This window comes from Comamonas thiooxydans (assembly GCF_002157685.2).
Taxonomy (GTDB): domain Bacteria; phylum Pseudomonadota; class Gammaproteobacteria; order Burkholderiales; family Burkholderiaceae_C; genus Comamonas; species Comamonas testosteroni_H.
The window spans coordinates 2,761,565-2,774,418 of sequence record NZ_AP026738.1 but is presented as its reverse complement, the minus strand read 5'-3'; the positions used below and the strand labels follow the sequence as shown (position 1 = coordinate 2,774,418).

Genomic DNA, 12,854 nt, shown 5'->3' with positions numbered 1-12,854 from the left:
TAGCGCTCCTGACTCCTCGGTGGACACCCCATGGAGACGGAGTGCCAAGCCGGGCAGCAACTCTTGAGGCCTGAGTGCCACCAGGCGAAAGTGTGACGGTCGACGCACAGCCCAAAGAAAAAGCGCCCGGAAGGCGCTTATTTCCTGAATGGCTGCCAGCAATTACTTGACCAGAGCCAGCATCTCCTTGAAGGCGGGGTCTTCGCAGGTGCGCAGCCACTCGAACATCACCATCTCGGTGGTCACCAGTTCGGCGCCAGCGCCCGCCAGACGGTCAAACGCCGCATCCCGGTTACGCTCGGTGCGCGAACCGCAGGCATCCGTCACCACCCACACATCGAACTCGTCTTCCAGCAGCTCCAGTGCCGTCTGCAACAGGCAGACATGGGTTTCGCAACCGGCAATCACCACCATATTGCGCTCGGGCGCCTGCTGCTGGGGCTTTTGCAGATGTTTGGGCAGGCTGCGCGCATTGCCGCCCTGCGGCTTGGCGGGAGGACGCAGCCATTCCCCCAGCCCCTCCGGCACGGCGCTGAAATACATTTTCTCCAGCGTCTTCTGGCACAAAGCCTTCAGCTCCGCATTATTGGCGCCAAGGCGCGAGGGGTTCTGCTCCGTTCCCCAGACAGGCACATCCAGCAGCTGCGCCATCTTGGCCAGCTTGACCGCATTGGCCAGCGCTTGCGCGCCTTCGTGAATGACGGGCATCAGCTTGTCCTGGTAGTCCACCAGAACCAGTTGCGACTCGGAAGCTTCTAACAACATGGCAAATCTTTCTTAAAACTGTGTCAAGCCGCTGCTAAAAAGCGCAGCGCTCGCGCAGGACAGACGCGCGGCGCGCTGACGAAGCGTGTCTCATCGGCTGCATTCGATGGCGCTATTGTCGCTGCAAGCGCATGCCGGGGCAGAAAGTCCGTCAATGCAACGCCTTTTTCGTGTCAATACCATGAATTGGTGCATTCCCGACCCGCATTCACCAGAATAGGGAAATTACGCACTTCAATACGCTGCAAATTTGAGAGCAGCTCACGCAATAAGCTTATGCCCGCAGCTCACTTGCTATGCTGCATCAAAAACCAAGAGAAAAAATTGGAAATAGAGCCCCCATCCTACAAATGAACGTGTTACCCTCACGCCCCATGTCCCGATGGCTTATTGCACTTCTATTTGTCGGCGTTACCTCAGCGCACGCGGCGCCTAGCGAGCAGCGTGACGACGACATGGCCCAGTTGCTGGTCAACCGCGGCCTCATCACCCAGTTGCGTGAAGCTCGACACTCCGTGGCCGAGAAGACGACTGATTTCGTGCGCGAAGCACGTCAGAACGTGGCCGAAAAAACCTCCGATCTGGTGGTGACGGCCATGGGCTTCCTTGGCGTTCCCTATCGCCTGGGCGGCACCAACGCAGAAACCGGCTTCGACTGCAGCGGTTTTGTGCGGGCCATCTACTCCCAGACCATGGGCAAGGTTTTGCCTCGCGTCTCTGCCGAACAGGCCAATGCCACTCAGCAGATTGACCGCAGCGACCTCAAGCCTGGTGATCTGGTGTTCTTCAACACCATGCGCCGCACATTCAGCCATGTGGGCATCTACGTGGGTGACGGCAAATTCATCCACGCACCGCGCACCGGTGCCAGCGTGCGCGTGGAAAGCATGCAGACCTCCTACTGGGCGCGCCGCTTCGACGGTGCCCGCCGCGTCGAAGGTGCTGACGCCTCGGCCACCACGGCTGCTGCCTACAGCGCCCTGGGTCCTCTTCAGCCCTGACCCTCCATCAGCGCCCGCAAGAAATGCCTGCTCTAAGCAGGCATTTCTGCTTTCTGTCCTAGCCGCCGCGCCCGTCTACTTTCATGAAAGCAACCCTCTCGCGCCGACATTCAGAATCGTCCGACAGAGTCGGGCTTTGGGCCCGCGTAGAGTGACTTTCGTCAAAGCACCAACAGGGAACAGAATATGTCCATCATCGGAACCATCATCGTCGGTCTTATCGTCGGCTTGATTGCGCGGGCCATCAAGCCCGGCAATGACAGCATGGGCTGGATCATGACGATTCTTCTCGGTATCGTCGGCTCGTTTGTAGCGACCTATCTGGGCTCGGCCATGGGCTGGTACCAGCCCGGGCAAACCGCAGGCTGGATCGCATCTGTCATTGGGGCCGTGATTCTTTTGTTTATTTATGGCATGGTGCGCGGTAAGGCCAACTGAATCTGAATTCCGACCAAAAGGGGCCGACAAGCCCCTTTTTCTATTTCCGTCATCTCCTTATCGAATATGTGGAAAAAAGACCCGAGCTTCAGAAACCTTAGTGCGACCAGAGCGGAGCGCAAAGACATTGCCCAAGCCGCTGAACGGGCCCGCAAACTACTGAGAAGACGGGCTCTCGTCAGCGCTGCCGCCAGTGCCATTCCCATACCCGGTCTGGACTGGGCTGCAGATGCCGCCCTGCTCGCACAGCTCTATCCACGCATCAACCAGGAGTTCGGGTTGACGCCAGAGCAACTCGACCAGCTCACGCCAGGAAAGCGCGAGCAAGTCCAGAAAGCCATCGCCATGGTCGGCTCCGTGCTGATCGGCAAGTTCATCACCCGCGACATGGTGCTGCGCCTTGGCAAAGCCATGGGTTTGCGCATGAGCACCAAGCAGGCCGCCAGATATGTGCCTCTGCTGGGTCAAATCGCAGCTGCATCCATAGGCTACGCGACTCTGCGCTATCTGGGCGAGCGCCATATTCAGGACTGTATGCGCGTGGTGGAAGAAGCCGAGTTGGACATTCCGGGCCGCTGGCTGGACACCCGAAATCTGCTGCAACGCAATAGCGATCTGGTGCGCAACTGGCAGCAGGATCGCGGCCCCTGGCAGCGCGACCGTGATGACTGAGACAGCAACCTCCTCGCCGACAATGCACCTATGAACGACAGCAGCCTCCAAGCCCATCGTTACTGGCTCATGAAGAACGAGCCCGACGAGTACTCCATCGACCATGCTCTGGCGTCCCCCGAGCAGACCATTGCCTGGAATGGCGTGCGCAATTACCAGGCACGCAATTTCATGCGTGACGATATGCAGGTGGGCGACGGTGTGCTGTACTGGCATTCCAGTTGCGCAGAACCTGGGATTTACGGCATTGCCCGCATTGCCGGTAATCTGCGCGTAGACCCTTCCCAGTTCGACCCTGCAGACCCCTACTACGACCCAAAGTCCCAGACAGACAAACCGCGCTGGCTTATGCTGGATGTGCAGGCGCTGAAAAAGATCCGCCCCCTGCTAATGCCGGAACTACGCGAGCAACCGCAACTGGCGCAGATGCGCGTGCTGCAAAAAGGCAATCGTCTCTCCATTACCCCGGTGACCGAAGCCGAATGGCAATGCATTCAGTCTCTGCGGCAAGGGAGTTGAGGCTGAGCATGTGCATGCTCTTCTAGTCATAGCAAGCTGCGCTGATACCGCCTTGAACTCAATGCGATTTTCATCATAAGCAACCTCTGGAGCAACAAAAGCCGATAATGCCGGCTTTTCGCTGTTGCCCGACCTGAGGCGCAGCGGAACCCAAGAACGGCGCCCTGCTTCGGGTGTGCCCAAACCATTGACAACACAGTGGCAACCACGCGGGGAATCATCTCTGCGGCGCGTTGCCACGCGCAGGCCGGTGCAAATTTTGCGTCGGCTCTCCTGTTCTTGTAGAAGATGACTGCACTGACTGATCGCCCTCCCTTGTCAGCCTCGACCACCTCCCCTGCTCGCCTGCAAAAGACTCTGCTGCTATGGCATGTGGTCATCATCGGCCTGGCCTATATCCAGCCGATGACATTGCTGGACACTTTCGGCATGGTCTCGCGCGATTCGCTGCAGCATGTGCCTTCCTCCTACTTCGTCGCCTTGCTGGCTGTGCTGCTGACCTCGCTGAGCTACGGCCACATGATCCGGCGCTACCCCTCCTCGGGTTCGGCCTATACCTATGCGCAAAAGGCCATTCACCCCAATGTGGGCTTCATGGTGGGCTGGTCGTCGTTGCTGGACTACCTGCTCTCGCCCATGGTCAATATCCTGCTGGCCAGGATCTATCTGGCATCCATGTTCCCCGAGGTCAACCACTGGGTCTGGATCGTCGGCCTGACCGCGCTGATGGTCTGTGTGAATCTGCGCGGCATTCGCTTTGTCGCCCATTTCAATGGCTTGATCGTCTTCTTCCAACTGCTCATCATCGCCATCTTCACCTGCATGGTCTGGCGCGATCTGCATGCAGGCCGCAATGCCCTGGGCGCGATTGCCGAACATGGCGGCCAGGGCCCGTGGACGCTGTCGCCCTTCTGGAGCGCCCAGGCCGAAATCGGCGCGCTGATTACGGGAGCCACCATTCTCTGCTTTTCGTTCACGGGGTTCGACTCGCTGAGCTCACTGGCCGAAGAAACTCACGACACCCGAAACACCCTGCCCAAGGCCATTTTTCTGACGGCGCTGATTTCCGGCCTGATCTTCATCGTGGCCACGTATTTTCTGCAGCTCTATTTCCCCGGCGACCCCGGTCAGTACTTCGAGGCCGTGGACGAAACCCAGCCCGAGATCCTCCATCTGGTGGGCGGCGCGCTGTTCAAGTCAGTGGTGCTGTCATTTGCCATCGTCACCGTCATGGCCTCGGGCATCGCGGCTCACGCTGGTGTATCTCGCCTGATGTATGTGATGGGCCGCGACGGCGTGATCCACCAGCGCTTCTTCGGCCACATCAGCCCCAAGTCCTTCACGCCGTCCTACAACATTGTGCTGGTGGGCGCGGTGGCGCTGACCGCTGGCTTTCTGAGCCTGGAATATGTGGTCGCCCTGATCAGCTTCGGCGCGCTGACGGCTTTCAGTTTTGTCAATCTGTCGGTGCTGGTCGAATATATGTGGCGCCAGGGCCGCTGGCACAGCCCGGGCGACCTGCTGCGCTATCTTGTCACCCCGGTGCTGGGCTTCATCAGCGTAGGCGCCATGTGGCTGGAGGTGGAGCCCAGCTCGCTGAGCTCGGGCCTCATCTGGGGCAGTATCGGCCTTGCCTATCTGGCCATCATCACCAGTGGCTTTCGCAAGACCCCGCCGCAGTACGACGACTCGGCAGACTGATCCGCTGGACTGCATTTTCGGGTTGCGTGGCGTATTTCCCACAGGGCGATCTCATAGAGCCCTCTAACATCCTTGGATCAGAGTCTGATCGACCGCCATAACAAGGAGTTTGAGATTGCGCTGGAGCACCCCGTTCATGCTGGCCTGGCGCCGTGCCAAGACCACTTTTCCATCGCGGGCCAGGCTGGCCCTGCGTGATGCGATTGCCGCTGCACTGGCCAGCATGCTGGCCTGGGTCATCGCCCAACAGCTTTGGGGCCATCCCAAGCCCGCCTTCGCCGTGGTCACCGCCGTGATCTGCCTCGCACCGGGACTGCCCAGCCATCTGAAACAGGCGCGCAGTCTACTCATAGGCTGCACACTGGGCATCGTGATCGGTGATCTGCTGTGGCAGTTGCCCGAGCAGCATCTGTTGCTGCGCATGAGTCTTGGCGCATTCCTCTCCATCCTGCTCGGCGCCATCATCGGCCCCGCGCCCGTGGTGCCGATTCAAGCCGGGGTCTCGGTGATTCTGGTGCTGGTGCTCGGCCCCAGCATGGCGGGCGGAGCCCGTCTGCTGGATGTCACGGTCGGTGCAGCGGTCGGACTTGTCTTCAGCCAGGTGTTGCTGACCTCCAACCCCATCAAGGATATGGGCCGGGCCGCCTCGATCTTTCTCAAGCAGCTTGCCAACGGTCTGGATCTGATTCTCAAGGCCTGTCAGCAGCAAAAAGCCGATGCCGCAGAAACCGCTCTCGGCCAGCTATCACTGGCCCATGAATCACTGGCTGCCCTGCGCGCCGCCGTAGGCCAGGCCCATTCCTCGCGCCGCTGGTCCCTGCGCGGACGGCTCAATGCAGAGAGGCTGGCCTTTGTCACCCGTCGCTATGACCGCCATGCCGTGCGCGTCTATGCCACGGCTCTGCTGCTGGCCGAAAGCCTGAATCGCGCCACCGCCCACACCGGGAAGCCACCACCTGCGGCAATGGCGGACTACTGCCGCTGGCTGACGCATGCCTGTCTGGATCTGGCCAACCAACCCACCGTGGTTGCCCTCAAGGCCGATGATCCTCTGGCGACCATGGATGACTGCCCTGCGCCACCGGCACCTGAGCCAGTGCAGCAGCCCGAATGGCAGCTGGTGCATGAGAACGCCCGGCAACTGGAGCACGCTTTGCGCGCCTTGATAGGCTCGCGTGATGCATGAAAACCGCATCAAAATACGCCAAATCGCTTACCGACAAAACGATCAACGCTCTCAAATAAGGAGCATCAGAGAGCACGCTTGTATACCCTGCGCCCTTCCTTGATGGTCTCCAGCACCTGCAGGCTGGCAAGCTGATGCGGCGGCACAGTCAGCGGGTTGTCCGACAGAACGGCCAGGTCGGCCAGCTTGCCGACCTCGATGGAGCCCTTGCGGTCTTCCTCGAAATGCTGGTAGGCCGACCAGATGGTCTGCGCCTTGAGCGCCACCCAGGGCGAGACGCGATGCTCGGGTCCCAGCACACGGCCCGAACGCGTCGTGCGATTCACCGTGGCATCGAGCACACGCATCGACGACGGCAGGGCCACAGGCGCGTCGTGATGAGACGTGAACACCATGCCCTCGCCCAGCACCCAGCCAGTCGGCGAGATGTTCTGCGCGCGTGGATCGCCGAGCACCGAATCATGGTGCCAGTCGCCCCAGTAGAAGGTATGCATGGGAAACAGCGACGGGAAGATGCCCAGCTCCTTGAGCTGGCTCACCTGGTCGCGCCGCAGCGTCTGGCCATGGATCAGCACCGGGCGCACGGCACGCGCCTGCTCCACGGGGCCGCTGGCACGCACAGCGGCGATGAACTGGTCGATCGCCGCATCGCCGTTGCCATGCACAAGAATCTGCCAGCCGTTGTGGATGGCCCTGGCCACCTGCTCGTTGGCCCTGGCATCACTGAGCACCCCATAGCCCCGATAACCGGGCTGCTGACCATCAGGCGGCACCAGATAGGGCTCGGTCAGCCAGGCTGTCTTGCCCTGGGGCGAGCCGTCGAGCGTGAGCTTGACGCCGCCAATGCGGAAGCGGTTGGTATAGCTGCGGCTGAACCTGAGATTGTTGGCCAGCGCGCCGTCCCCCAGCTGCAGGATGTCGGGATAGGACACCACGTCGATGACCAGCCGGCGCGACTCGGCAGCCGCCATGGCCGAGGCAATGGCTCCCGCATCGGAGCGTCCGTCCTGCACCGTGGTGTAGCCGAACTCCAGATAAAGCTGCTGGGCTTTTTCCAGCCAGTCCATGGATTGCTCAAGGGTGAGTTTGGGCATGATCCGGCCCAGGCTGTGGAAGAAGGCGTTCTCCTCCAGCACCCCGTTGGGCACCGGGCTGCCCGCACGGCGGCGGATCACGCCGCCCTCTGGATTGGGAGTGCCGGGGCCGATGCCGGCACGGGCCAAGGCCGCAGAATTGAGTGCACCGAAATGCCCTGACTGATGAATCACGGCAATCGGCAAATCACGCGAAACGGCATCAAGGTCGTCACGTGTGGGATGACGCCGCTCCTGGAGCTGGGAATCGTCATAGCCAAAACCCAGCACGATGCCCAGTTGCTTGACCTCGGGCGAGGTCTGGATGTACTCGCGCAGCGTCTGCTGCAAGTCGGCGATAGAGGCATTGCCGCCATCAGGCGGTGGCAGCAGATTGGCAGAAATGGCCTGCAGCCCCACGCCGCCGATATGGCTGTGCGGATCCACAAAGCCCGGAATCAGCGTGCGCCCCTGCAAGTCCACCATGCGCGTAGCGGGACCGCGCAAGGCCTCCAGCTCCGGCAGCGAGCCGATGGCGGTAATCACCCCGCCACTAACGGCCACGGCCTCCACCTGAGGCTGTGCGTCATTCATGGTGAGAATCGGGCCACCGTAATAGATCAGCTCGGCAGGCTTGACCACCGTCTTGGTACGACGCCAAGCACAGCCCGCGAGCCAGGGCGTTGATGACAATGCCGTCAGCGAAGCTGCGGTGGCGAGAAACTGGCGCTTTTGCATCATGAACCTCCACAAGACTGCAGCCTAACCGCAGTTCAGACTCTGATAATGCTCGAACTGGAACTCGATCCCTCTGCGCCAGCTCAAAACAACGCACCCAATCGAGCTACAGCACTTACCCACCAAGAACTGCACGCTCACAAATACAGAGCATCACTCCCAAATCTCAGGCTCTGAGGCTGCTCCAGCAACGGCCCACTCCCAGCGCCAGCAACCAGCCCAGCACGCACATGCTGCCCGTCACCATCCATGTGAACTGCCAGCCGCCCATCTGCATGGCCACGGCCGCCACCAGCGGCGGACCCGCAAACTGCCCCACGCAAGACCATTGCTGCATGAAACCCACGGTGGTTGACACCGTGGCCTGGCTGGGCGCCAGATGCATGGCCGTTGTGAACAAGGTCGCCGGTATCAGGCCTCCCGTCGCAGAGAACAGTGCCACGGCCACAAAGCGTAGCCACAGCGGCGCCAAAGGTTCGCCTCCGATCTGCACATAGGCCAGCAGCGCCATCAACCCCATCAGCACATAGCCAGTCTGCAGGCAGCGCCCAGGACTCCAGCCGCGGTGCAACAACCTGCCAGCGGCCACATTGCCCAGCATATTGCTGGCGGCGACCACGGCCGTCAGCAGGCCTGCCAGCTTGGCACTGAGTCCTGCTTCCGAATAAAGCGTGGGCAGAAAGCCGACAATGCCCATCCACTGACCCGAATACACCATAAAGCCCAGCGACACCAGCCAGGGACCGGGGCTGCGCAATGTGAGCGCCAGACGCGGACGCCATCCTTCATCGGCAGTGGCTGCCACCGCTGCTGTTGCAGCAGCATCCGCAGGCACCATGCGCCATACCGCATAGGCAGCCAAGGCGGAGGTACAACCCAGCGCAAGCCACCAGGTCTGCCAACTGGTCGCCTGCAGCACCCAAGGCCCAAGCAGCAAGCCCATGGCGCTGCCAATGGGCATATAAGAGCCCCACCAGCCCATTCGCGCCCCCAGTTCCGACGGCTTGACGCTGCGACGAATCAGCCCTGGAGCAGGCATGGCGACCAGCAAGAATCCCAGACCTTCCATAGCGCGCAGCGCCAGCAACCAGGCAAAGCCCGTGGCCGCAGCACCCACCATGCTGGACAGCGCCATCAGCAACAGTCCCATCAGCAAGCTGCGACGCAGACCCCATTTGTCGGCGCCCAGTCCGACCACCAGGCCCAGCACCATGCCGGCCACCTGAACGGTGGAGAGCAGAAATCCGGCCTGCACCAGGGACACGCCCAGCTGCTGCTGCAGCAAGGGCACGGCGGGCGGCAGCTTGCCCACATGCAGCGAGGCACTGACGCCCGCAGCGACGATGATCCATGAGGGGTTCAGACCCCGATTAGTCACAGGCTCCACCACGTTGTCTCTTTTTCTCAGCTAGGTGATATGTCAACTATCTAGCATATGACAAAACATGAGGCCGATCGACAAGCTGGCTCGCAAGCACTGTCAACGCAGGCAGCGCCTAGCCCGGGTCATGTAAGAACACGGCCGAGCATGATGGAGCCGGAACGCTCTGCAAATCCGGAGAACGTCAGGGTGCTGGCGACCGTGGTGGCGCAGGCGCCAGCAGCGCCACCTCGTCTAACACCCTCCTTGCTCAGAGAATGTCCAGCGGCTGCTTGGAGCGCGGCGGGGGCGAGGCCGCGTCGATCAGTGCCAACTCCTCCGCACTGAGCCTGAGTTTCAGTGCGCAAACGTTGTCTCGGATATGGTCTGCCGAGCCGCTCTCGGGAATTGGCAGCACATGGCCGCTGCGCAGCGCCCAGGCCAGAGCCACCACGCTGGCACTGACACCATGGCGAGCACCGATTTCGGCCAGCAAGCTTTGCTCGATCAGCTCACCATGTCCTAGCGGGCAATACGCCATCACGGTCACGCCGTTCTTCAAACACCAGGGCAGCAAGTCATATTCGATACCACGGCTGAAAACGTTGTAGAGCACCTGATTGACCACGCAGTTGCGTCCGCCCGGGACTTGCCACAGCTCCTGCATATCGTCGGTGTCGAAGTTGGAAACGCCCCAATGGCGAATCTTGCCCTGCGTCTTCAGGTCCTCGAACGTAGCTACCGTCTCGGCCAGCGGCGTATTGCCGCGCCAGTGCAGCAGATAGAGGTCGATACAGTCCACTCCCAGCTTATGGGCACTGGCCTCGAACGCGCGCATCACTCCCTTGTGGCTGGCATGCATGGGTAGCACCTTGCTGACCAGAAAAGGCCGGGGCCGGCTTGGCGGCAGGTCGCGCAGCACATCGCCAATCAGTTCCTCGGAAAGGCCGTCGCCATACATCTCGGCGGTGTCGATCACGCTCAGACCGAGTTGCAATCCGGTGAGCAAGGCCGCTTTCTCCTCGTCCCAGCCACGACGCCCCTGGCCAAGGTGCCAGCTGCCCATGCCCAGATTGGCATGCCCCTGCAAGAAAGATATGGCACTGTGCATATGATCGATCTCCATGAAAAATCCTTAAAACATGCTTTTTGTCCAATATTACTGACGCTTTGCGCCATCGATCCTGCTACTTTTGTCAGCTCAGTTTGAGCCGCGTTATGCTTCACCTGCGAATCAACGACAGATGATTCGAATGCGTATGCGAAATCAAGTTCGCTATTCCCAATAGCTTTCCTCAATATATTCATAACACGGGAGTTCATTGAATGTTCAAGTCCATCGCGGCCGCCGTTCTCGGCCTGTCAATTTCTCTGGGCATCTGGGCCAAGACAGAAGCCACTCAGGAGTTACCTCCTGAAATCAAGGCCCTGCATTGGCAAGAAAGCGGCAAGGGAGAAATCGCCGACAAGGCCAGCGTCAAGATTCCATCGGGCTATGCCTTTCTCGGCGAGGCCGACACCTCCAAGCTGTTGCAGGCATTTGGCAACCCCCCCAGCAGCGATCACTTTCTGATAGCCCCCAAATCGCTGGACTGGTTTGCCGTGTTCTCGTATGACGACACTGGTTACGTGAAGGACGACGAAAAGATCGATGCCGACGACCTGCTCAAATCCATGCAGTCAGGCGACAAGGCCGGCAACGAGCAACGCAAGAAGCTGGGTCTTGAAGCGCTGTACACCGATGGCTGGCAGGTTCCCCCACATTACGATACAGCCACCAAGCGACTGGAATGGGGTCTGCGTCTGCGCGGCGAGTCGGGCGAGAAGAATGTCAACTACACCTCGCGCATTCTGGGTCGCAGCGGCGTGATGACTGCTACCCTGGTCTCCGACACGGCCACACTGGCCCAGAACACCGATGAATTCAAGAAGGTACTCGCCGGCTTCGACTACAACAGCGGCCAGACCTATGCCGAGTTCAAGAACGGTGACAAGGTCGCCGCCATCGGCCTGGGTGCATTGGTGCTCGGCGGCGCTGCCGCAGTGGCCACAAAGAAAGGCCTGTGGGGTGCGATTGCAGGCTTTCTGGCTGCAGGCTGGAAGATCATTGCAGCCGCAGCGGTCGCGCTGTTCGCAGGCATAGGCAAATTGTTTGGCCGCAAGAAAGCCGCAGAATAAAACAGTCGGTCGGTCACGGCTTCACCCCCTGTAACCCTGCCCCGCGCATCGCTAAGATCGCGGGGTTTGTCTTGTCTCGAAAGCCGTCTTGTACTTCACGATCTCCACGCAGCTGCAGGTAGTTCTGGCCATTGTCCTATTCTATCTTTATGACGCGGCCTTGCTGCTCAAGCCGGAAGAGGGTTTGCTGCGCCCGCTACGCTCGGGATGGCGGGCACAGTTGGCCAGCCGGGGCTTCGAGCTGCGTCAGAACCGCCTGCTATGGCTGCCTGTTTTTGCACTGCACCAGCCCGTCTACCGGCAGCGCTGGAGCGCCACGCGGATTCATCTGCCCGGTGACGCGGCATTTTCAAAGGCAGTGGAGGCACATGCCCGCAGCTTCAAGGCCTTTGCGCTGCCGCTGTATTTTCTGGCTGCGCTGCTGTTTCTCGCTCTTCCCGCCGCCTTGCTGGTGCTGCATTCCGAACTGCTGCAGCTGATCGCACTCGCGCTGATCTATCTGAGCACGGCCTGCCTCAGCTGGCTGGCCCTGCGCCATGGCAAGCAGGGCCACAGCAATCGGGCCTTCGCACGCTCCACGGCGTTTCAGATTCTGCTGTGCCCGCCATTTGCCCTCAATGTGGTGCGCAAGCTTTCGCTGTGCTACGAGACTAAAGCCGATTTGCTGCAGGCGGCGCAGGCCCTCATGAGCGCCGCGCAGTGGCAGGACCTTGCAGCACAAGTTCAGCAACTGATGCAGCGCGAAATGGATGAAATTGCCGAGTTGCCCGAATATGCGCCAACGCTTGCGCAGATGCAGCAGGCGCTGCGGGTGCTGGAGCAAAACAGCGCCCACAGCTGAACAGGCCATCAGACTGCCTCACAATAGCGGCTTCCATCACAGCGACCATCGCGAGCACACCATGGCCTTTGCCGACAACCTCAAGCAACTTCCCTCCATCGCCCATGTCGCCGAGCTACAGCTGATCGACTCCGACGGCAAGCTTGCCGCAAGCATTCCGAATGCGCCTGGCAAGGCCGGCTCTGTCACGGTCTACAACGCGCTCTATGCAAAACATGGCAGCATCAATGTCGCCGCCGCCGAAGAAGGTCTGCAGCTGTTTGCAGAGCACACCGAAGACGCCAAGGCACGCCCCGGCGCTCACCCCAATATCGATCGACTGCTGGAGGTGATTGCAAGCGGCAAGGGTTATGCCGTAACGGTGATTGCAGCCTGAGCGTCT

13 protein-coding genes are annotated in these 12,854 nt (G+C 60.6%); 9 read left to right on the top strand and 4 right to left on the bottom strand.

What is annotated here, in order from left to right; genetic code table 11:
* Positions 1–162: 162 nt before the first annotated feature.
* On the bottom strand, positions 163–765 hold the full coding sequence (locus CTR2_RS12730; RefSeq protein WP_004340903.1) for an isochorismatase family protein: 603 nt from the start codon (positions 763–765) through the stop codon (positions 163–165).
* A gap of 374 nt (positions 766–1,139) precedes the next feature.
* Here CTR2_RS12730 and CTR2_RS12725 point away from each other — a divergent pair, with 374 nt between their 5' ends.
* From CTR2_RS12725 to CTR2_RS12700, 6 genes are all read left to right on the top strand, one after another.
* Positions 1,140–1,766 (top strand): C40 family peptidase, encoded by a 627-nt coding sequence (locus CTR2_RS12725; protein WP_034349623.1) that lies wholly within the window; start codon positions 1,140–1,142, stop codon positions 1,764–1,766.
* Between the two features lie 186 nt (positions 1,767–1,952).
* Positions 1,953–2,204 carry a GlsB/YeaQ/YmgE family stress response membrane protein gene (locus CTR2_RS12720; protein ID WP_003079200.1) on the top strand — a complete coding sequence of 84 codons (252 nt, stop codon included), beginning with the start codon at positions 1,953–1,955 and terminating at the stop codon, positions 2,202–2,204.
* 66 nt (positions 2,205–2,270) lie between these two features.
* Positions 2,271–2,876 (top strand): hypothetical protein, encoded by a 606-nt coding sequence (locus tag CTR2_RS12715; RefSeq protein ID WP_087083612.1) that lies wholly within the window; start codon positions 2,271–2,273, stop codon positions 2,874–2,876.
* 30 nt (positions 2,877–2,906) lie between these two features.
* Positions 2,907–3,395: an EVE domain-containing protein gene (locus CTR2_RS12710; RefSeq protein WP_087083614.1), complete on the top strand. Its 489-nt coding sequence runs from the start codon at positions 2,907–2,909 to the stop codon at positions 3,393–3,395.
* 288 nt (positions 3,396–3,683) lie between these two features.
* Entirely contained in the window at positions 3,684–5,096 is a 1,413-nt protein-coding gene (locus CTR2_RS12705) for an APC family permease (protein WP_087083616.1), read from the top strand.
* 115 nt (positions 5,097–5,211) lie between these two features.
* Entirely contained in the window at positions 5,212–6,282 is a 1,071-nt protein-coding gene (locus CTR2_RS12700; protein ID WP_254913365.1) for an FUSC family protein, read from the top strand.
* Positions 6,283–6,347: 65 nt separating this feature from the next.
* On the opposite strand, the gene CTR2_RS12695 is transcribed toward CTR2_RS12700, so the two are convergent.
* The 3 genes from CTR2_RS12695 to CTR2_RS12685 form a co-directional block, all read right to left on the bottom strand.
* Positions 6,348–8,093 carry an amidohydrolase gene (locus CTR2_RS12695; RefSeq protein ID WP_087084611.1) on the bottom strand — a complete coding sequence of 582 codons (1,746 nt, stop codon included), beginning with the start codon at positions 8,091–8,093 and terminating at the stop codon, positions 6,348–6,350.
* 166 nt (positions 8,094–8,259) lie between these two features.
* Positions 8,260–9,480 (bottom strand): MFS transporter, encoded by a 1,221-nt coding sequence (locus CTR2_RS12690; RefSeq protein ID WP_087084612.1) that lies wholly within the window; start codon positions 9,478–9,480, stop codon positions 8,260–8,262.
* 244 nt (positions 9,481–9,724) lie between these two features.
* Positions 9,725–10,579 carry an aldo/keto reductase gene (locus tag CTR2_RS12685; protein ID WP_176391655.1) on the bottom strand — a complete coding sequence of 285 codons (855 nt, stop codon included), beginning with the start codon at positions 10,577–10,579 and terminating at the stop codon, positions 9,725–9,727.
* Between the two features lie 200 nt (positions 10,580–10,779).
* Here CTR2_RS12685 and CTR2_RS12680 point away from each other — a divergent pair, with 200 nt between their 5' ends.
* From CTR2_RS12680 to CTR2_RS12670, 3 genes are all read left to right on the top strand, one after another.
* On the top strand, positions 10,780–11,631 hold the full coding sequence (locus CTR2_RS12680) for a DUF2167 domain-containing protein (protein WP_087083620.1): 852 nt from the start codon (positions 10,780–10,782) through the stop codon (positions 11,629–11,631).
* A gap of 88 nt (positions 11,632–11,719) precedes the next feature.
* On the top strand, positions 11,720–12,472 hold the full coding sequence (locus CTR2_RS12675; RefSeq protein ID WP_087083622.1) for a hypothetical protein: 753 nt from the start codon (positions 11,720–11,722) through the stop codon (positions 12,470–12,472).
* A gap of 61 nt (positions 12,473–12,533) precedes the next feature.
* Positions 12,534–12,848: a DUF2322 family protein gene (locus CTR2_RS12670; RefSeq protein ID WP_004340880.1), complete on the top strand. Its 315-nt coding sequence runs from the start codon at positions 12,534–12,536 to the stop codon at positions 12,846–12,848.
* Positions 12,849–12,854: the final 6 nt, after the last annotated feature.

Coding starts and splice junctions, on each gene's coding strand:
- CTR2_RS12725 (WP_034349623.1), top strand. CDS start 1,140: ATGTCCCGATGGCTTATTGCACTTCTATTTGTCGGCGTTACCTCAGCG.
- CTR2_RS12670 (WP_004340880.1), top strand. CDS start 12,534: ATGGCCTTTGCCGACAACCTCAAGCAACTTCCCTCCATCGCCCATGTC.
- CTR2_RS12720 (WP_003079200.1), top strand. CDS start 1,953: ATGTCCATCATCGGAACCATCATCGTCGGTCTTATCGTCGGCTTGATT.
- CTR2_RS12715 (WP_087083612.1), top strand. CDS start 2,271: ATGTGGAAAAAAGACCCGAGCTTCAGAAACCTTAGTGCGACCAGAGCG.
- CTR2_RS12705 (WP_087083616.1), top strand. CDS start 3,684: ATGACTGCACTGACTGATCGCCCTCCCTTGTCAGCCTCGACCACCTCC.
- CTR2_RS12680 (WP_087083620.1), top strand. CDS start 10,780: ATGTTCAAGTCCATCGCGGCCGCCGTTCTCGGCCTGTCAATTTCTCTG.
- CTR2_RS12730 (WP_004340903.1), bottom strand. CDS start 765: ATGTTGTTAGAAGCTTCCGAGTCGCAACTGGTTCTGGTGGACTACCAG.
- CTR2_RS12685 (WP_176391655.1), bottom strand. CDS start 10,579: ATGGAGATCGATCATATGCACAGTGCCATATCTTTCTTGCAGGGGCAT.
- CTR2_RS12695 (WP_087084611.1), bottom strand. CDS start 8,093: ATGCAAAAGCGCCAGTTTCTCGCCACCGCAGCTTCGCTGACGGCATTG.
- CTR2_RS12710 (WP_087083614.1), top strand. CDS start 2,907: ATGAACGACAGCAGCCTCCAAGCCCATCGTTACTGGCTCATGAAGAAC.